Here is a 19693-nt window from a genome sequence, read left to right on the forward strand (position 1 = left end):
TCTGGAAGTAATGTAGGTGTCGAGGCAAGGAGCGTCAAGGGTGGGGCGACGCGACGGAGCGGGCCGGTGTGCGTCGCGGCGTTTCGCTGCCGGACGTCGCCCGGCAGGAGGACGATGGACGCGCTGACCCGACGTGACCTTCTGGAGCGGTCCATGGCCGAGAGCGTGCCGGTGCGGTGCCCGGCGTGCCGCCGCGAGCACGTTTACGCGGCCCCGTCGTATCCGTGTGTGTGCGGAGCACCCGTGACGGCCCCGCTCGACCGCCTCGCGGAGCCCGTCCCCGTCACCCACCGCGCGTGGGACGACGACTGGGTCCCGGTCCGCTGCGATGCCTGCGGCCGCGAGAGCCAGTGGCCGCAGCCGGAACTGGGCTGCCCCTGCGGAACGACGCTGCGGATCCCGCTCCGCGGGGCTGGAGAAGCGCGAGCCGTCGGCCGGCCGCCGCGCGCGGAGACCGCACCGGGCACGGCCGACACCACGCGACGCGACGGCACCGACGCGCCGACGCCCGGCGACGAGGACGGTCGGCGGAGCCCGGGAGTGGGCGGCCCTCCCGACGGCGGCGAGGCCGACTGTCAGGGCACTACCCCGGACGGCCCCGGAAGCGACCATCGAGCCCCCGGCCGGGGCACGTTCCCGGACAACGACAACGACAACGACGGGGACAGGGACGAGGAACAGGAACAGGACGGGGCCGCCGGAATCGGCACGCCCCAGGACAGCGTCCGGACCCGGACTCCGAGCCAGGAGATCAAGCCCGGCGCGCCTCAGGGCACCGACCGGAGCGAAGACCGGGACCGGGACACCGAGGCCGGCTCACGCCGGGGCACCGTGCAGGCCCGGACGCCGGACCGGGGTGCCGGGGTCGGTGCGCCCCGGGGGGTCGGCGGGCGCGGGCGGGACGGCTCCCCCGAGCGCCGACCGGCGTTCCAGCCGGTCACCATCCGCACCGCACGCGACGCCGTCACCGCCGCCGCGCTCTATCTCGGATGGCTCGGCTATCGCGACATCCGGCGCGCCGACCAGCGGCCCCCGTCCGGGATCGGGCTCGCCGCGCGCGGCATCCTGGCCCAGGTGGACCCCACCGTGCGGCCGGCCTCGCTGCGCGATGTGGAGTGTCTGTGGCTGACCGCCATGACGGAGTCCTCGGACTGCGTGTTCTTCTCCCTTGCGGGGTACGCCGACGACGCCCGCGCCCGGGCCGACACCCTCGGCGTCCCCCTCTTCGTCCTGGACCTCTCGGGCACCCCGCAGCCGGTGAACAGCCCGGCCGACGAGCTCATCGCCGTCACGGGCTGACCACCGGGCAGGGACAGGGGCGGGGGTGGGGGTGGGGGTGGGGACAACGGCAGGTGCATGGCACGAGCACGGGCACACGCACGGGCACCCCGGGCGCCTACTCCGCGTACGTCTCCCGTAGTTCGATCTTCCGCACCTTCCCCGACACCGTCATCGGGAAGGTCTCCAGGATGCGCAGCCGGCTGGGGATCTTGTAGTGCGCCAGCCGGCCCTCGCAGAAGGCGCGCAGCTCGTCCAGGGTGAGGGGGTCGGCCGGATCGCGCGGGATGACACAGGCGAGCACTTCCTCGCCGTAGCGCTCGTGGGGGATGCCGACCACCTGGACGTCGGCGATCTTCGGGTGGGCGTACAGGAACTCCTCGATCTCGCGCGGGTAGACGTTCTCGCCACCTCGGATGATCATGTCCTTGATGCGGCCGACGATCTCGACGTACCCGTCCTCGCGCATCACGGCGAGGTCGCCCGTGTGCATCCAGCGCCCCGCGTCGACGGCCTCGGCGGTCTTCTCGGGCTCGTTCCAGTAGCCGAGCATCACGCTGTAGCCGCGGGTGCACAACTCACCTGCGACGCCTCGTGGTTGCGTCACCCCATCCACGGGGTCGACGACCTTCGTCTCCAGGTGCGGCAGGACCCTGCCGACCGTGCCGGTGCGGTGTTCCAGATCGTCGTCCCGGCGGGTCTGGAGCGAGACGGGCGAGGTCTCCGTCATGCCATAACAGATGGAGACCTCCTCCATGTGCATCTCGGCGACCACCCGTTTCATCACCTCGACCGGGCAGGGCGAGCCCGCCATGATGCCGGTGCGCAAGGTGGACAGGTCGTACGACCCGAAGTCCGGGAGGTTCAACTCCGCGATGAACATGGTGGGTACGCCGTAGAGCGATGTGCACCGCTCCTGCTGTACGGCCCGCAGTGTCGCCGCCGGGTCGAACGACGGCGCGGGGACGACCATGCACGCGCCGTGCGAGGTGGCGGCCAGATTCCCCATCACCATGCCGAAGCAGTGATAGAACGGCACGGGGATGCAGACCCGGTCCTGCTCGGAGTAGCCGATCAACTCACCCACGAAGTAACCGTTGTTGAGAATGTTGTGGTGGGAGAGCGTGGCCCCCTTGGGGAAGCCCGTCGTGCCCGAGGTGTACTGGATGTTGATGGGGTCGTCGCAGGACAACTCGGCGCCGCGCTCATGGAGTTCGTCGTACCGGTCGGGGGTTCCCCGCCTCAGCAGGGCGTCCCAGCTCGGGTCGCCGAAGTACACGGTCTCCCGCAACCGCGGGCACCGGCCCCGCACTTCCTCGACCATCGCCCGGTAGTCGCTGCTCTTGTGGCTGAGGGAGGCGAACAGCAGGGAGATCCCGGCCTGGTTGAGGACGTACTCCACCTCGTGAGTGCGGTACGCCGGGTTGATGTTCACCATGATCGCGCCGATGCGGGCGGTGGCGTACTGGACGAGCACCCACTCGGGGCAGTTGACCGCCCAGATACCCACCCGGTCGCCCTTGGTGATGCCGCCGGCGAGCAGGGCGAAAGCCAACCGGTCGACATCGGCGCCGAATTGGGCGTACGTCCAGCGCCGCCCGGACGGCACGTCGACGAGCGCCTCGCGATCCGGCCAGGCCTGGACCGCCCGGTCGAGGTTGGCCCCGATGGTGTCGCCGAGCAGCGCCGTGCCACTCGTCCCGTGCGCGTACGACAGTTCACTCACCGGAAGTCCTCCTCGCGGTACTCGGCGTCCGAGCCCGCGGCCGTGGCCTCGCGCAGCTCGATCCGGCGGATCTTGCCGGAGACGGTCTTGGGCAGCTCGCCGAACTCCAGGCGGCGGATGCGCTTGTACGGCGCGAGGACCGCGCGCGCGTGCTCGAAGAGGATCTTGGCGGTGTCGGGGCCGGGCTCGTACCCGGCCGCGAGGACGATGTACGCCTTCGGGACGGCCAGGCGCAGTTCGTCGGGGGCCGGGACCACGGCGGCCTCGGCGACCGCCTCGTGCTCCAGGAGCGCGCTCTCCAGCTCGAAGGGCGAGATCTTGTAGTCGGAGGCCTTGAACACGTCGTCGGCGCGGCCGACATAGGTGATGTAGCCGTCGGCGTCACGCGCGCCGATGTCCCCGGTGCGGTAGTAGCCGCCCGCCATCGCCTCCGCCGTACGGTCGGGGTCGCCGTGGTAACCGGTCATCAGGCCTACGGGGTGTTCGGACAGGTCGAGGGAGATCTCGCCCTCCGACACGCCGGGCGCGCCCGAGACCGGGTCGAGCAGCTCGACGCGGAAACCCGGGCTGGGCCGGCCCATGGAGCCCGTCTTCAGGGGCTGACCGGGACTGTTGGACACCTGGACGGCGGTCTCGGTCTGTCCGAAGCCGTCCCGGATGGTGACGCCCCAGGCGCGCCGGACCTGCTCGATGACCTCGGGGTTCAGCGGCTCGCCCGCGGCGACGACCTCGCGCGGCGGGGTCCGCAGCAGGCTCAGATCGGCCTGGATGAGCATGCGCCACACGGTGGGCGGGGCGCAGAAGGTGGTGACGCCGGCCCGGTCCATCTCCGCCATCAGACGCCCCGCGTCGAAGCGCGTGTAGTTGTACAGGAAGACGGTCGCCTCCGCGTTCCACGGCGCGAAGAGATTCGACCAGGCGTGCTTGGCCCAGCCGGGTGAGGAGATGTTCAGATGGACGTCCCCGGGCTGGAGCCCGATCCAGTACATGGTGGCCAGGTGACCGATCGGGTACGAGACGTGGGTGTGCTCCACCAGCTTGGGCTGGGCGGTGGTGCCCGAGGTGAAGTAGAGCATCAGGGGGTCGTCCGCGTGGGTGGGGCCGTCCGGCTCGAAGGCGGCGTCGGCGTCGGCCGTCTCCTCGTACGCCTGCCAGCCCGGGCGCGTGCCGCCGACCGCGATCCGGGTGTATCGGCCGGGTACCGCGTCGAACTTCGCGGTGTCCTCGGCCCGCACGACGACGTGCCGCACCCGGCCGCGTTCGACCCGGTCGGCCAGGTCGGCGGGGCCGAGCAGCGGGGTGGCCGGGATGACGACGGCGCGCAATTTCATCGCGGCGAGGGCCGTCTCCCACAGCTCGACCTGGTTGCCGAGCATGACGAGGATGCGGTCCTCGGCCCGTACGCCCCGGTCGCGCAGCCAGTTGGCCACCCGGTCGGAGCGCTCGGACATCGCGGCGAAGGAGACCTCGACACGCTCGCCGTCCTCCTCCACGATGTGCAGGGCGGTGCGGTCGTTGTCCCGCGCGATGACGTCGAACCAGTCGAGGGCCCAGTTGAAGTGCTCCGGGCGGGGCCAGCTGAAGCCTTCGTAGGCCGCGGTGTAGTCCGCGCGGTGCTCCAGCAGGAAGTCCCGTGCGGCGCGGAACTCGTCCGCCCTGCCCGTTGTCGCCGTCATGTGTCCTCCTCGTTGCCGGACCGCCGCCTACCATCGTGTATTCCGTGTTGCAGGTCTCACCACCCCCGAACGGGGGGTGCGCCGCGATGAAGGGAAGAGCAGGTGGCAGCAGACACGGCCGAGTCGGTGGAAGTGCGCGCCGCGCTGGTACGGCTGCGCCGCGCCACGGGGCTGCCGGTCGCCTTCGGCGGCCTGGTCGACTCCGGCGGCCGGCTGGTGCGCATCAGTGAGCTGAGCGGTACGGCGACGCCCGCGCTGAGGGCGCTCGCGGTCTCCTCGGGCAACGGCCTGGGCGGCAAGGCGGTGGCGCTCGCCCGGCCCTGCGCGGTGAGCGACTACCCGGCCTCGCGGCAGATCAGCCACGAGTACGACACGGCGGTGGCGATGGAGGGGCTGTGCTCTGTCCTCGCGGTTCCCGTCGTCGTACGGCGCCGGGTGCGCGGGGTGCTGTACGGCGCCCTCAGGACGGCCCAGCCCCTGGGCGACCGCACGTTGGGGGCGGCCGTCGCGGCGGCCCGGGACGTGGAACAGGCGCTGGTCGTCCGGGACGAGGCACGCGATCTGCTCGGTGTGGTCCGCGAGCCCGGCCCGGCGGCGGGAGCGACGGGAGGCGCGGCATGGGAGGAGGTGCGCGAGGCGCACGGGACGCTGCGGGCGCTGGCGCCACGGATCGCCGACCCGGAACTGCGGGCCGAACTCCTCTCCGTGTGCGGCCGGTTGGCCGACGCGGCGGCACCGTCCGCGGGGGTCCCGCGCGAGGTCGGACTCGCTCCGCGCGAGGTGGATGTCCTCGCCTGTGTCGCGGCGGGCGCGACCAACGCGACCGCCGCCGAGCGGCTCGGGCTCCGTCCGGAGACCGTGAAGGGGTATCTGCGCTCGGCGATGCGCAGGCTCGGCGCGCACACCCGTCTGGAGGCGGTCGTCGCCGCGCGCCGGGCCGGTGTGCTGCCCTAGCGGACCACCCGTTCTGGCGCTCCTCATTCAATCGGCCGGACCGTGAAATGACTTATGCGCGACATCTGTTATTTCCCTCACCACCCAGACTGTCCGAAATTCAAAGAGACATTGCCTAATATTGGCCAGGACACGACACACGAGGGGAGCGGTGACCGTGCGAGGGGACTTCAAGGAACCTGCGAGACCGCGCCCCGACCTGGTCATCGGCCGGGAGGAACTCTTCGCGCGGGCACTTGAGCAGCTCTCCGGCGGCGGCAGTGTGCTCGTGCACGGGCCGGCGGGAATAGGAAAGTCGACCGTCCTGCGGGCGTTGGCCGCCGAATGCGCCGAATCGGCACGGACCGTCTTGCGGTGCTCGGCCACCGAGTCCGAATCCCATCTCCCCTTCCTCGCGCTGGCCGACCTCCTCGGTCTGGTCGTCGACGAGATAGCCGACCGGCTGCCCGCCCCGCAGCGCACCGCCCTGGAATCGGCGCTCACGGGCCGGGGCGAATCGACCCTCCAGCGCGACGGTCTCGCGCTGCGGCTCGCGGTGCTGTCGGCGTTCCGCGCCCTGGCCGCCCAGGGGCCGGTACTGATCGTCGCCGACGATCTGCAGTGGCTCGACCCGGCCAGCGCCGAACTGCTCGGCTTCGCCGCCCGCAGGCTCGGCGGCACGCCGGTCCGCATGCTCTGCGCGGTCCGTACGGAGACCGAGCCGCAGGAACAGGACCACGACCGCTTTCTACGCGCGTCTGTGCCGGAGACCCTCGCCCTGCGGGTCGCCCCGCTGGCCCGCACCCAGGTGGCCGAACTCCTCGGCCAGCGCGGCTACACCGGCCTGCCCCGCTCCACCGTGCGCGACATCCACCGCACCAGCGGCGGCAACCCGCTCTTCGCCCTGGAGCTGGGCCGCGCCCTCGCCGAGTCCCCGACCCGGCCGAGTCCGGGCGAGCCGCTGCCCGTGCCGACGTCCCTGCGCGCGCTCGTCCTCAGCCGTCTCGACATGCTGTCCGCCGAGGCCCGCCGCACCCTGCTGGTGGTGAGCGCGGGAGCCCGCCCGACACTGGCCCTGCTGCACGCCGCGGGCCGGGAGAACGCCGAGGCGGAGACAGCCTCGGCCACCGCACTCGGGCTCCTCGCCACGGAACGCGAGACGCCCGGCATCCGCTTCGCGCACCCCCTCGTCTCGGCCGCCCTGTACGCGGAGGCCGACGCCCAGGAGCGGCGCGCCGCGCACGCCGCCCTGTCCCGCGCGGCCTCCGATCCCATCGAACGGGCCCGGCACCTCGCCCTGGCCACCACCGGCACGGACCCCGCGGTCGCCGCCCGGCTCGGCGAGGCCGCGGCCGCCGCCCGTGACCGCGGCGCCCCCTCCGTCGCCGTCGGGCTCGGACTGCTCGCCGCCCGGCACACCCTGGCCGACACCCGGCCGGGCCCGGACGAACGGCGCCTGCAGGCGGCCGAGGACGCGCTGACGGCCGGCGAGACGGATCTCGCCCGGGACATCGCGCGCCAGGTGCTGTCCCGGGCCACCGCCCCCGCCGACCGGGTCCGGGCCTGGATGGTCGTCGTCGACGCCGCCGGACAGGCCATGTCGGAGATCGACGCCGTCTTCCCGCAGGCGCTCGCCGACGCGGGCGACGACCCCGGCCTGGTCGCCCTCGTCCGCTACCAACTCGCCTGGCGGGCCCTGCTCATGGACGGCGAGATGACCAAGGCCCGCGAGGAGGCCGCCCGGGCCGCTCGGCTCGCGGCACGCGCCGGGGACCGGCGCACCGAACTCCTCGCACTCGGCTTCCAGGCGCAGATGGAGACCCTGATGGGGCACCCGGACGCGCCGTCGACCATCCAGCGGGCGATGCGCGAGCCGCAGGACCCCCGGGTCGCCTGCGACCACAACGGCGCCGGCGCCGCCCGCTTCCGCTGGCTCATCATGGGCGACCGACTCGCCGAGGCCCGTACGGCCATCACCGCACTGCTGCGCGAGGTGCAGCGGCGCGGCATGGTCGAGAGCGAGCTGCACTTCCTGCGCGGTCTCGCCGAGACCGAACTGCGCTCCGGCCATTGCGGCCGCGCTCTCGACCTGGCCCGGGAGAGCCTCAGGCTGGCCCGCGACACCGGCATCGGAGAGGCGGCCACCGCCATGTTCACCTCGCTCGCCGAGGCGGCGGGCGGTGACGTGGACCGGGCGCTCGCCCTCGCCCACGAGGCGGTGGACCGCGCCGAGGAGGACGGCGACCTGGTCTACCTGTCGCGCGCCCTGGGCGCACTCGGGCACGCCCAGCTCGTCGCCGGGGACGCCTCGGCCGCGGTCCACTCCCTGCGCCGGGTCCGGGAGTTGGAGGAGGGACTCGGTGTCATCGACCCCGCCCGGGGCCGCTGGCACGGGGACCTCGCCGAGGCCCTGGTCCGGATCGGCGAGACCGCGGAGGCGCAGGACGTCATCGACGTCACCCGCCGACGCGCGCTGCGGCTGGAACGCGAGAGCGTGCTCGCAGTGCTCGACCGTGCCGAGGCCCTGGTCCGGGCCGCGCGCGGCGAACAGGGGCCCGCCGAACGCCAGTTGGCCTCCGCGCAGGAGCGCCTCGCCAAGCTGGGGTACGGCCTGGAGGAGGCCCGCGCGGCGTACGCCCTGGCGGGTCTGCGCACCCTCCCCCAAGCTCTCGGCTCCGCTCGGGCAGGGGGTACCCCCGTCCCGGGACCCGCGTCCTACGACGAAGCGGCCAGGCTGTTCCGCCGGTGCCGTGCGCTGCCCTGGCTCCGTCAGGTCGAGACGGCGTCCGCACCCCGGCCGGCCGCTCCGCCCCTCGCCTCCGCCGCCCTCGACACCCTCGCGGCGACCGAGCGCCAGGTCGCCGCCCTCGTCATGGAGGGCGCCACCAACCGGGAGATCGCCGCGCGCCTGTTCATCAGCGTCAAGACCGTGGAGGCCACCCTCACCCGGGTGTACCGGAAGCTCGGGATACGGTCGCGGGTGGACATCGTGCGGCTGGCGGCGGAACGCAGGCCCGGCTGAGGCCCTCCGGCGGATGACACCGGGAAGCGGCCCCGTTCGGCGAGACGGCGGGCCGGAACGGCGATGCGCCTCTGGTGGCAAGCGCGCCGACCGGTGAGGCCGTGGGCCGGGACGGTGGCGAAGCCCCGGTTGCCGGCGGCAGGACCGGCGGAGATGCGGGCGGCCAAGACGGTGCCACGGCCCGCACGGTCGGCGGCCGGAACGGTGAGGCCGCGGGCCGGGACGGTGACTCAGCCCCCGGCGGGAGGCCGACGGGCCGATGGAGGTGCGGGCGACTGTGACGCGGCCCCTGCGGGAAGCGGCCGGACCGGTGAGACTGCGGGCCGGAACGGTGACGCTCCGGGCCGGAACGGTAGAGCTCCCGGCCAGGGCGGTAGAGCTGCTGGGTGACTCCTTCGGGTGAACGGGCGTCAGACGGACGGGCCCGCCGGGCCGGGACCAACCGGACGGCGCCCGCGTCAAACACCGCTCGCCCCGGGCAAGGGTTTTCCCTCCCCCATCTCCACTAGGGGGTTCCCTCATTGGGAGGGAGCGGTCCCACGCCCTAGCGTGTGGGCGTGCCGCTCGCTCGGGCACACGACACCCCACCCAGGGGCGTCGTGACTCACCCCCCACACCCGTGCGTCCCCCCACCGGCAACTTTCAAGGAGACCGATGTTCGGGCTCAACCGCGTCAAAAAGACCGCCGCCGTCTGTGCGGCGACCGCCGCAGCCGCCGCGACCACGCTGCTCGGCGCCCCCTCCGCCGCAGCCGCGCCCCAGCCCATCGTCGGCGGCACGACGACCACGACAACCGCGTACCCGTTCATGATGCAGATCACCGACGCCTCGCAGAACCAGTTCTGCGGCGGCACCCTCGTCGCCGCCAACAAGGTCGTGACCGCCGCCCACTGCATGTCCGGCGAGACCACCGGCAGCATCCGCGTGGTGGGCGGCAGAACCTACCTCAACGGCACGAACGGCACCGTCAGCAAGGTCAGCAAGATCTGGATCAACCCCGACTACACCGACGCCACCAACGGCGACGACGTGGCCGTACTGACCCTGTCCACGTCGATGTCGTACACCCCGGCGAAGTACGTCGCCTCCTCGGACACCGGCCTGTACGCGACCGGCACCACGGCCCGCATCGTCGGCTGGGGCACCACCTCGGAGAACGGCAGCTCCTCCAACCAGTTGCGCACCGCGACCGTCCCGATCGTGTCCGACTCCAGCTGTGCGAGCTCGTACGGCTCCGACTACGTGGCCTCCGACATGGTCTGCGCCGGTTACACCGCCGGGGGCGTCGACACCTGCCAGGGCGACAGCGGCGGCCCGCTGCTCATCGGCGGCGTGCTGGCCGGCATCACCTCCTGGGGCGAAGGCTGCGCCGAGGCCGGCTACCCGGGTGTCTACACCCGCCTGGCGACGTTCTCCAGCCTGGTGACCACACAGGTCAACTCGTAGTAACCAATGATCTCCTGAGTATCCCTCAGGTAAAAGCCGAGGGGCGTTGCGAGCCTCCACGAGCGGCCCGCAACGCCCCTCATCCACTCAGGTCTCCCCCTCGGCCTCCCCCACAGTCTCCACCTCGGTCTCCCCCACGGTTTCCACCTCGGCCTCCGCTCGATGGCCCTCACACTTGCCGGCGGACGGCTGCTTCCCCGCAGCCCCCCAACCGTCCGCCGGCACCTCAGGTCGCACACCGTGACGGAGCCTCAGGACCGTGCGACCGTGCCGAACCGGACGTCGTACCCCTCCCCGTCGTGCATCGCCGCGAGCATCCGCTCCCCCTCCGCCATGACCTCGTCCCGCTGCGCCTTCGTGAACCGGCCGAAGGGTTCGACGACGAGCGCGCCCGCCTCCAGCTTCCACAGGCCGGACAGGAATCCGTCGACGAGCAGGGTGCAGTAGGCCTGATTGCCCTGCCAGGTGCGCCCCTTGAGATCGGCGGGGACGACCCGGGAGCGGTCGGCGTGGGACAGCAGCAGATTGTCGAACTCGGGCAGGAAGCGCGGCGGGGCAGGGGTGTCCGCGTCGGGCCGGGACGCGTCGGGAAGGTCGAAGAGCTCCACACCGTTCTCGTCACTGAACGTCGTCAGGCGGGGCCGGAGCCGCTCGAAGACCTCGCGGAGCCTGGTCAGGCCGGCCCAGGTCTGCATGTCCTTGACCGAGGCGGGGCCGAAGGCGGCGAGATAGCGCAGCACGGTCGCGTCGGGTGTCGGGGCCGGTTCGGCGGGGCGGCCCAGCCAGTGCTCGGCGGTGGTGAGGGCGACCTGGCCGCTGCGGCCCCACAGGCCGCGCGGGGTGACCTGGACGAGGGGCAGGGTGCAGCGGGCCGCGATGGAGAGGGCGAACGGGTCGGCGTCCGGCCACTCGGCGAGCAGCGCCTCGCGCAGCTCCTTCATGGTGCGCGGTTCGGTCTCCACCAGCTCACGGCTGACCGCGGCGAGCCGCTCCAGGTCGACGCCGGTGAGCCCCTTGCGGAACTGGCCCAGCTCCCGGTCGCGAGCGGCCTGCACCAGCGGGCGCAGGGTGAGGGCGTCCTCGGCGGTGTGCGTGTGGATGGTGGAGCGCATGGTGACGATCCGGACGACCTCGCGTGCGTCCATGGCGGACGACAGCTGCTCGGGCCGGAAGCCGTCCACCCGGGCGGCGAGGGCGTAGTACGGCGGCTTCACGTTCTGCGCCTGGAGGCCCAGGAGGTGTTCGACCGCGGCCGTCGCGGACAGCGGGGAGCGGCGCAGCAGGAGCTGACGGTCGAGAGTCGCGCGGTTGAGGGCGCGGGTGCCGAGCACGGGGGCCGTCGCGGTCGTCTTCGTCATATCCGGCACGCTAACGCCTCTTGCGGACACCTTCTGTCCGCAACTCCTCAACTCTGAGCCGATCCCGCTGCCGCCGGACACTCGCGGACCGTTTGCCCCGTATATCCTGCTCCGTGATCACACAGATGTACGTTCGATCCTGGAGGCAGCCGCGATGTCCGAGCGACGCGACCGCCAAGCCTCGAAGAACCGGAAGAGTACGAGGGACGCGGACAGCTCCGCGGAGGCGAGGAACCCCGAGGGTTCGAAGGGTGCGAAGGCCGTGCGGAAGTCCCTCTGGCGGCGCGCCCTGACCCCGCCGTCCGCGCCGCCCCCGCAGCCTCCCGCGCCGCACGACTCCCCTCCCGCGCCCGAGCCCTCCGAGGTCGTCAGCGTCGTCCAGTCCGCGCTGTACCGCGACGGGGTGCGGGTGTCGACGCCCACGTCGCTGGCCGAGACCTTCCGTGAACTGCGCGAGCAGCCGGACGGCATGGCGTGGATCGGCCTGGCCCGTCCGACGGAGGCCGAACTCCACTCGCTGGCGGCCGAGTTCGACTTGCATCCGCTGGCCGTCGAGGACGCGATGGAGGCGCATCAGCGGCCGAAACTGGAGCGCTACGGCGAAACGCTCTTCGTCGTGCTGAGTGCCGCCCGCTATCTGGACGCGGCCGAGGAGGTCGACTTCGGCGAGCTGCACGTGTTCGTGGGACCCGACTTCGTGATCACGGTCCGGCATGGCGCGGCACCGGACCTCTCGGCGGTGCGCCGCCGCATGGAGGGCAGTCCGGAACTGCTGAGACTCGGCCCGGAAGCGGTCCTCTACGCGATCCTCGACTCCGTCGTCGACGGGTACGCCCCCGTGGTCACCGGCGTCCAGAACGACATCGACGAGATCGAGACCGAGGTCTTCCGCGGCGACCCGGCGGTGTCCCGACGCATCTACGAACTCTCGCGCGAGATGGTCGAGTTCCAGCGCGCCACCCGCCCACTGGTCAGCATGCTGCACAGCCTGATGGCCGGCTTCGCCAAGTACGGCACGGACGAGGAACTCCAGCGCTACCTTCGCGACGTCGCCGACCACGTCACCCACACCAGCGAACGCGTCGACGGCTTCCGCCAGGCCCTCACCGACATCCTCACCGTCAACGCGACACTGGTCACCCAGCAACAGAACGCGGAGATGCGGGCGTTGGCGGAGGCGGGCTTCGAACAGAACGAGGAGATCAAGAAGATCTCGTCCTGGGCGGCCATTCTCTTCGCCCCCACCCTCGTCGGCACGATCTACGGCATGAACTTCGACCACATGCCCGAGTTGAGCTGGCGCTTCGGATACCCCTTCGCGATCGGCCTGATGGGGGTTGTTTGCGTCAGTTTGTACGTGATTTTCAAGCGGAGGGACTGGCTCTGAGTGGTCGACGTGAGGGGCGTAGCCACGAGGAGTTGTGTGAGGTGATCACGTTTGCTGATCGGGGGCCGGCGGGGAGGGGCTCGCATCGACTGCGAAGACGCTGTTGCGAGCGGAGACTGCATACAGCCTGCCATTTACGACCATGACAGGGCTCGGCGAACCCGATGGGTTCTTGACGGAGGCGGCACGCGGGTGGGTCTGCCAGAGTCGCTCGCCCGTACGAGGGTCCACAGCGAACACCTCTCCGAAGAGAGTGGGATAGAGCAGCTGTGTCCCGACGGGGGTCGGCATGCCGGTCGGGACGTTCGCTCCAGGGTCGCGGTGCCACCGGATGCGCCTGCTCCTGGTGTCCACGGCGATGGTGTCGCCGCCGCGTGCCACGAGGTAGAAGAGATCGCGATCAGCAACTCCATAGTGGTCGTTGATCGCTTGCGTGGTGTTGAACGGCAGGTGAATATCGAAACCTCCTGGAATGGGGACACGGAGGCCGGTGCGGGTACGGGTGTCGAGGCGGACCACCGCGGTGTTCCTGCCGCCGTTGGCCGCGTCCTTGTTACGCTCTGCCAGGTACAGGGCGCCCGGTGCGGAGGCTGCGAAGTCGAGGCTGCCCGCCTTGGTGGTGGACCACGCCGTCCGATCGCCCGGATCTCGCGCCTGGCCAAATCGGTGAGGTACAGGGTGGGCCCTCACGCCCGCCCCTGGACAAGGTCGACGACGGCAGCGACCAGGAGGAAGAAGCCCGTAGCGATGCCGACTCCGCCCAGAACCGCGAGAAACCCCGGCCGGAACACCGAGCGGGGCGGCCCACCGGTCCCGCTCAACTGCTTTCGACGCATTGTCAACGCCCGGAACCCGGCGGACACCCCGATGAACCCCAGGATCAGATAGCGCATGATGTCAGCCCTCCAGGCTGTGGAACGGTTCCGCCGGCTTGACGGTGAACGCGGGTGCAACTCCCCCGAAGGGCGTGCCCGGTGACCCGGGGCACACCTACACCCGTCACTGCGCCAGTTTGCGGGCGATGAACTCCATTGTCCGGCCTGCGAGTTGGGGCATGTGCAAGTCGTGGTGCGAGGCGTCCACGTCGTACTCCTCGAGGGAGCATAGGACGTACGGCCGCCGGCCGGGACCGTACGACGACAGCCGTTGACCTTGTCCGACCTCGCGTTGGTCGCCGGTGGGGCGTCCAGGACGGCCACGAGACCGACTCGGTGCCCACGCCGGTCCAGCTCCACCGGGGCTGCGTGCACGACCGGGCCGCCGAAGGACCAGCCGATCATGGCGTGTCCCGTCAGCGGGGACACGCCATGCCACCGACCCGCTCAGCCGGCCGGTGCGATGGTGACCTTGACGTGTTTCATCAGGGGCTGGTCGCTCTGGACGCTGTAGTCGCCGATCGCGCAGAGTACGTTCATCTCCGGCATGTAGCCGGCCGCGCAGCCGCGGGGGATGTCGTAGGGAATGGCCAGGTAGCCGTCGAGATTGCGGTGACTGCCGTCCTTGGCGGTGCTGACGATGTCGACCGGGTTGAACTCGGAGATGCCGCGTTCCCGCATGTCGTCCTCGTTCATGAAGACGAGCGTGCGCAGGTTCTTGATGCCCCGGTAGCGGTCGTTGTCGGAGTAGATCGTCGTGTTCCACTGGTCGTGGGACCGCATGGTGCCGAGCGCCAGGGTGCCTGGAGCGGGGACCACGTCGGGGAGCGGAGCCGCGGAGAACTCGGCCTGGCCGGACGGAGTGAGGAAGATCAACTCACGGGCCGGCTGCTTGATGCGGAAGCCGAGCGGCAGGCGCACACGGCGGTTGCAGTCCTCGAACCCGTCGAGGGCCTGCGCCATCGTGTCGCGGATGCGGTCGTAGTCCTCGATGTACCACTCCCACGGAGTGCCGCTGTCCGGGAGGGCGGCGCGCGCGATGCCGGCGATGATGGCGGGCTCGGACAACAGGTGCTTCGAGGCGGGGCGCTTCATGCCGACGGACAGGTGGACCATGCTCATCGAGTCCTCGACCGAAGTGCTCTGGATACCGGCCCGCTGGTGGTCCTTCTCGGTGCGGCCCAGGCACGGGAGGATGAGCGCCCGGCGGCCGTGCACGAGGTGACTGCGGTTGAGCTTCGTGCTCACCTGGACGGTGAGGTCGCAGTTGCGCAGTGCCGCGTAGGTGTACGGGGTGTCGGGCGCCGCGAGGGCGAAGTTGCCGCCCATGCCGACGAACACCAACACATCGCCGCGGTGCATGGCCCGGATGGTGGCCACGGTGTCCTTGCCGTGCTCGCGGGGCGGGTCGATCCCGCACACCTCGGCCAGCCGGTCCAGGAACTCCTCGCTCGGCCGGTGGTCGATGCCGCACGTCCGGTTGCCCTGGACGTTGCTGTGGCCGCGCGCCGGTGAAGGACCGGCGCCTTCCCGGCCCAGATTGCCGCGCAGCAGAAGGAGGTTGACGATCTCCCGCACGGTGTCGACGCCGTGTTCGTGCTGGCTGACGCCGAGGCACCAGCTGATGATGGAGCGGTCGGCGTCGCGGTACACCCGCGCCGCCTTGAGGATGCCGTCCCGGTCGATCCCGGACTGGCGCTCGATCTCGTCCCAGGACGTGGCCTCGCACACCGCGCGGTACTTGTCGAAGTACGCCGTGTGCCGGTCGATGAACTCCTGGTCCAGGGCCTTGGGGTCGGTGCCGGACTGCTCCAGGATCGCCTTGGCCATGCCGCGCAGCAGCGCCATGTCGCCACCGATGCGCGGCTGGAGGTTCAGGGTGCTGGTCCGGGTGGACTTGAGGACAGCCATGTCCGTGAAGTCGTGCGGGACGATCGTGCGGGTGGCGGCCGCCTCGACCAGCGGGTTGATGTGCACGATCTGGGCGCCGCGGTGGTAGGCCTCGGCCAGCGCGGTGAGCATCCGGGGCGCGTTGGACGCGGCGTTGACACCCATGATGAACAGGGCGTCGGTGGCCTCCCAGTCCTTGAGGTCGGCGGTCCCCTTGCCGGTGCCGAGCGATGCCTCGAGAGCGCGACCGCTGGCCTCGTGGCACATGTTCGAGCAGTCGGGCAGGTTGTTGGTGCCCAGTTCGCGGGCCATCAACTGGTAGAGGAACGTGGCCTCGTTGCCGAGACGGCCGGAGGTGTAGAACGAGGCGCGGTTCGGATCGTCCAGTTCCCGCAGGGTGCGGCCGGCGAGTTCGAACGCGGCGCGCCAGCTGATCGGCACGTAGTGGTCCGACTCCGGGTCGTAGACCATCGGTTCGGTCAGCCGGCCCTGGTCCTCAAGGTCGTAGTCGCTCCAGCCGAACAGCTCGGTCACCGAGTGGGCGGCGAAGAACTCACGGCCGACCCGCTTGTTCGTCATCTCCCAGGTGACGTGTTTGATGCCGTTCTCGCAGATGTCCAGGTGCAGGCCCTTGGTGTCGTCGGGCCACGCGCAACCGGGGCAGTCGAAGCCCGTGTTCTCGTGGTTCATGCGCATGATCGCCCGTGGGCCGTCCACGAGGCACGTTCGCGCACCAGGAACCGGCTCACGCTCTTGGCCGCACCCCAGCCGGCGGCCGGGTGATGGTACGGATGGAATTCCGGTTCACCCTGGGGGTCGGGCCCCACGTGGGGTTCCCGTCCGTCCTGACCGTTCCGGGATGCGCTCAAGAGTCTCACCGAGCCTAGGACTGGGGTCGTTTCCCGTGGTTCGCGGCGTGCTTGCGGCGGCCCTTCTTCTTCCGGCGTCGCTTCGATGACATGGGGACCTCCCTCACTCGCAGGACATCAGGAAGCGCATCAGGAAGCGTCCTGAATTCCAGGGACCCACGATTCCATACATCACATATCGTCGCGATTCGACTCGATAGCGCATCGAAGCGCATGGATATGCTGATACCGCCCCGATTCGACTCACCTATCGGCACCCGAGGAGTAGGCATGCCCAGCGAACCAGCACCGATCAGCGAGGCTGCCCGGCACGCTCTGGAGCAGGAACTCACCGACGTCCACGCCGAGCGCGCCACGGTCGCGGCGACCCTGCGGGAATCCGACGCGGAGGTGGGCGACCGCGCCGACGAAGCGGACGAGTTGCAGCGCGCCGACGATCTCCGGCGTCTGGACGACCGTATCTCCGTGATCACCACGCGGCTCCATCAGGCGGACGTGGCGGGTCCGCCGCCCACCGACCTGGTCGGCGTGGGCAGCACGGTCACCGTCCGGTTCGCGGACGGCACGACGGACACCGTTCAAATCGGCGAAACCGCGGCGGTGTTGGACCGGACGCTCGTGACGGCCGACAGCCCGCTCGGTCGTGCTCTCCTCGGCCGCAGGGCGGGAGACACCGTGAGTTTCCAGGCACCCGACGGACCGGAGAGCGCGGTGGTGGTCTCCCTGGGCGAGTCGCCCGACTGATTTGAGTCCTGCGGTGATCTCGGTCCTACGGTGAATTCAGTCCCCGTAACTGGAGGGCGGGTAGGGGTCCCGGGTCCGCCGGGTGGAGTTGCCCGTCGGGATCCGACCGGCGCCCACCTCCAGATCGATCTCCACGCGCTCTCGCCTGTACGCGGCCTCGGGGTCGTCCATGGGACCGCCCAGCAGACCGGCTTCCCGCCGCTCACGGACCGTACGTGCGTGGAGTTCGTCATCGTCGGACCGCAGCGGCATTCCCCTGTTGTGGGCATGCTCCGGATCGCCTTCGACAGCCCGGTTGGACTTGTGGTGCGTCATGCGCAGCCTCCTCAAACCACTACCCGGCGTTCGCGCGCCCGGGTACGTCTTCGGTGTCAGGAGTCCTCCGTCCCGTCCTTCGTCGTGCGTTGATCACTCGTTCTGCGTGGCGTCGGCGAACTTTCCGCTCCCCCGGGCCGCGTCCGTGCCGTCGCCCGAGGCGCCGTCGCCCGAGGCGGCCTTGCGCACGGTGCAGTGGACGGAGCCGTCCCGGTCGTCGGCGACGATCGTGTCGCCGGGTTCGGCCTCGCCACCGAGCAGGAGCTCCGCGAGCGTCGTGGCCAGCTCCGTCTTGCCCACACCGGTGGGGCCGAGGAAGAGGAAGGAACCGACGGGACGGTTCGGGTCGCCCATGCCGGCCCTGTTGCGGCGTACCGCCTGCGAGACGGCGGTGACCGCCTCGTCCTGGCCGACGATGCGGGCGTGCATCTCCTCCTCCAGTTTGAGGAGCTTCTCCTTCTCGCTGGCGGTGAGTTGGGACACCGGGATGCCGGTGCGCCGGGAGACGATGTCCGCGATGTCACGGGCGGCCACGGAGGCGACACCGGCGCGCCGCTCCTCGATGCCCGCGAGCTCGCCCTCCGCCTCGGCGATCCGCCCCTTCAGCTGTCCCGCTCTCTCGAAGTCCTCCGCGGCGACGGCCTGATCGCGTTCACGGCGCAGTTTCGCGATGCGGTCCTCGCGCTCGGCGACCTCGGTCGAGCGCGAGGCACCGCGCAGCCGCACCCGTGCGCCCGCCTGGTCCATCACGTCGATCGCCTTGTCGGGCAGGAACCGGTCGCTGATGTACCGGTCGGACAGTTCCGCCGCGGCGGCGAGGGCGCCGTCGGCGAAACTGACCTGGTGGTGCGCCTCGTACGCGTCGCGCAGACCTTCCAGGATCTGCACGGTCTCCTCGACCGTCGGCTCCGGAACCAGCACGGGCTGGAAGCGCCGTTCGAGCGCGGCGTCCTTCTCGACGTACTTGCGGTACTCGTCGATGGTCGTCGCACCCACCACGTGCAGTTCCCCGCGGGCGAGAGCGGGTTTGAGCATGTTGCCGGCGTCCATCGAGCCCTCGCCCGTCGCACCCGCGCCTACGACCGTGTGCAGTTCGTCGATGAAGAGAATGATCTCTCCGTCCGAGGCCTGGACATCCTCGATGACCTTCTTCAACCGCTCCTCGAACTGCCCGCGGTACTGGGCACCCGCCACCATGCCTGACAGATCGAGCGAGACGACCCGCTTGCCCTTCAGGGTGTCGGGGACGTCTCCGGACACGATGCGCTGCGCGAGCCCTTCGACGATCGCGGTCTTGCCGACGCCGGGTTCACCGATGAGCACGGGGTTGTTCTTGGACCGCCGCGAGAGGATCTCGATGGTCTGCTCGATCTGCTCGGCCCGTCCGACCACCGGGTCGAGCCGCCCGGCCTTCGCCTCCTCCGTCAGGTCCCGGCCGAACTCGTCCAAGGTCGTGGCGGGCTTGTCGGGCTCGGCGGCACGGTTGTCCGGGCGGGCCGTCCGTTCCGTGAGGCCCGCCAGCTTCTGTGCGTCCTGCCCGTCGGCGCGCAGCAGCTGGGCGGCACCGGTGTCGGCGTCGCCCAGCAGGGCGCCGAGAATGTGCTCGGGGCCGATGTAGGACACTCCGGCCGCCTGCGAGCGGGCGTACGCGGCGGCGAGGGTCCGCTTGGCCGCCGGGGTGAGTCCCGGTTCCGAGGACGGTTCACTGCTCTCCCGGGGAAGCACCTCGGCCAGCTGGGCCGCGAGGGCGTCGGGGTCCACCTCCGCGCGGGCCAGCAGCGAGCGCGCGGGTTCCACTTTCGTCGCGGCCCACAGCAGGTGCTCGGTGTCGAGATCGGACGACCCGTCCTGCTGGGCCCGCCGCGCGGCCAGGTTCAGGAGTTCCTGCGAGGACTCTGTCAGCAGCCGTCCGATGGGCACCCGCTGCACCGCCGAGGGAGAGGACGCGGGTGACATCCCGAAGAAGCGGTTCAGCAGGTCACCGAAGGGGTCGGACGGGCCGAAACCGTAGGACGACATCGACATGGGGCAGCTCCCGGTGCGGCGTGAGTCCTTTCCACCATTTCGCGGCGCCTATTGCTCCGCAACCGGAGCGGACATCCGCAGGGCGAGGGTCCTGGCCTGCGGCCTTTCCCTGGAGAGGCCGGAACTCGCCCAGGGGAAAGGTGCGTTGA

The 19693-nt window shown here is 70.9% G+C and carries 13 protein-coding genes and 2 pseudogenes; 6 read left to right on the forward strand and 9 right to left on the reverse strand.

From position 1 onward, the window contains the following. The first annotated feature begins 702 nt into the window (after window positions 1–702). On the forward strand, window positions 703–1299 hold the full coding sequence (locus tag ACFYR3_RS07155) for a hypothetical protein (RefSeq protein ID WP_389282033.1): 597 nt from the start codon (window positions 703–705) through the stop codon (window positions 1297–1299). A gap of 97 nt (window positions 1300–1396) precedes the next feature. Here the strand turns inward: ACFYR3_RS07155 and ACFYR3_RS07160 are convergent, their stop codons facing one another. Next, on the reverse strand, window positions 1397–3004 hold the full coding sequence (locus ACFYR3_RS07160) for an AMP-binding protein (RefSeq protein ID WP_389281899.1): 1608 nt from the start codon (window positions 3002–3004) through the stop codon (window positions 1397–1399). Further along, complete coding sequence (locus ACFYR3_RS07165; protein ID WP_389281901.1) at window positions 3001–4680, reverse strand: AMP-binding protein; 1680 nt, start codon at window positions 4678–4680, stop codon at window positions 3001–3003. Before ACFYR3_RS07165 ends, ACFYR3_RS07160 begins: the two co-directional genes overlap by 4 nt. Window positions 4681–4782: 102 nt before the next feature. Between ACFYR3_RS07165 and ACFYR3_RS07170 the strand changes: the two genes are divergently transcribed. The 3 genes from ACFYR3_RS07170 (at window position 4783) to ACFYR3_RS07180 (ending at window position 10081) form a co-directional block, all read left to right on the forward strand. Then, entirely contained in the window at window positions 4783–5634 is an 852-nt protein-coding gene (locus ACFYR3_RS07170) for a helix-turn-helix transcriptional regulator (RefSeq protein WP_356784568.1), read from the forward strand. 151 nt (window positions 5635–5785) lie between these two features. After that, window positions 5786–8635, forward strand: a complete 2850-nt coding sequence (locus tag ACFYR3_RS07175; RefSeq protein WP_389281903.1) for an AAA family ATPase — start codon at window positions 5786–5788, stop codon at window positions 8633–8635. Between the two features lie 654 nt (window positions 8636–9289). Continuing rightward, window positions 9290–10081: a serine protease gene (locus tag ACFYR3_RS07180; RefSeq protein ID WP_355840147.1), complete on the forward strand. Its 792-nt coding sequence runs from the start codon at window positions 9290–9292 to the stop codon at window positions 10079–10081. 251 nt (window positions 10082–10332) lie between these two features. Here ACFYR3_RS07180 and ACFYR3_RS07185 read toward each other — a convergent pair whose 3' ends face one another. Further along, window positions 10333–11439 carry a winged helix DNA-binding domain-containing protein gene (locus tag ACFYR3_RS07185; protein ID WP_355840146.1) on the reverse strand — a complete coding sequence of 369 codons (1107 nt, stop codon included), beginning with the start codon at window positions 11437–11439 and terminating at the stop codon, window positions 10333–10335. A 154-nt stretch (window positions 11440–11593) separates the two neighbouring features. Between ACFYR3_RS07185 and ACFYR3_RS07190 the strand changes: the two genes are divergently transcribed. After that, a complete protein-coding gene (locus tag ACFYR3_RS07190) occupies window positions 11594–12826 on the forward strand; it encodes a magnesium and cobalt transport protein CorA (RefSeq protein WP_355840145.1) in 1233 nt (410 codons plus the stop codon). A gap of 45 nt (window positions 12827–12871) precedes the next feature. Here the strand turns inward: ACFYR3_RS07190 and ACFYR3_RS07195 are convergent, their stop codons facing one another. From ACFYR3_RS07195 to ACFYR3_RS07210, 4 genes and pseudogenes are all read right to left on the reverse strand, one after another. Next, complete coding sequence (locus ACFYR3_RS07195) at window positions 12872–13516, reverse strand: PQQ-binding-like beta-propeller repeat protein (RefSeq protein WP_355840144.1); 645 nt, start codon at window positions 13514–13516, stop codon at window positions 12872–12874. Continuing rightward, entirely contained in the window at window positions 13513–13719 is a 207-nt protein-coding gene (locus ACFYR3_RS07200; RefSeq protein ID WP_355840143.1) for a hypothetical protein, read from the reverse strand. The genes ACFYR3_RS07195 and ACFYR3_RS07200 overlap by 4 nt, the downstream gene beginning before the upstream one ends. Window positions 13720–14148: 429 nt before the next feature. Beyond that, a pseudogene (locus tag ACFYR3_RS07205) lies at window positions 14149–16418 on the reverse strand (FdhF/YdeP family oxidoreductase). A gap of 56 nt (window positions 16419–16474) precedes the next feature. Beyond that, window positions 16475–16552, reverse strand: a complete 78-nt coding sequence (locus tag ACFYR3_RS07210) for a 50S ribosomal protein bL37 (RefSeq protein WP_373296929.1) — start codon at window positions 16550–16552, stop codon at window positions 16475–16477. A 178-nt stretch (window positions 16553–16730) separates the two neighbouring features. On the opposite strand from ACFYR3_RS07210, the gene ACFYR3_RS07215 reads away from it, so the two are divergent. Beyond that, entirely contained in the window at window positions 16731–17204 is a 474-nt protein-coding gene (locus tag ACFYR3_RS07215; protein WP_355840141.1) for a GreA/GreB family elongation factor, read from the forward strand. A 36-nt stretch (window positions 17205–17240) separates the two neighbouring features. Here the strand turns inward: ACFYR3_RS07215 and ACFYR3_RS07220 are convergent, their stop codons facing one another. Together ACFYR3_RS07220 and ACFYR3_RS07225 are read right to left on the reverse strand one after the other, a co-directional pair. Next, the gene (locus ACFYR3_RS07220) at window positions 17241–17519 is read right to left on the reverse strand and encodes a hypothetical protein (protein ID WP_355840140.1); all 279 of its coding nucleotides are present in this window, start codon (window positions 17517–17519) and stop codon (window positions 17241–17243) included. Between the two features lie 246 nt (window positions 17520–17765). Next, window positions 17766–19544: pseudogene (locus ACFYR3_RS07225) on the reverse strand (Clp protease N-terminal domain-containing protein); the annotation flags it as partial. Window positions 19545–19693 lie beyond the last annotated feature (149 nt).

The sequence above is a fragment of the Streptomyces sp. NPDC005784 genome (genome assembly GCF_042871525.1).
Lineage (GTDB): Bacteria > Actinomycetota > Actinomycetes > Streptomycetales > Streptomycetaceae > Streptomyces.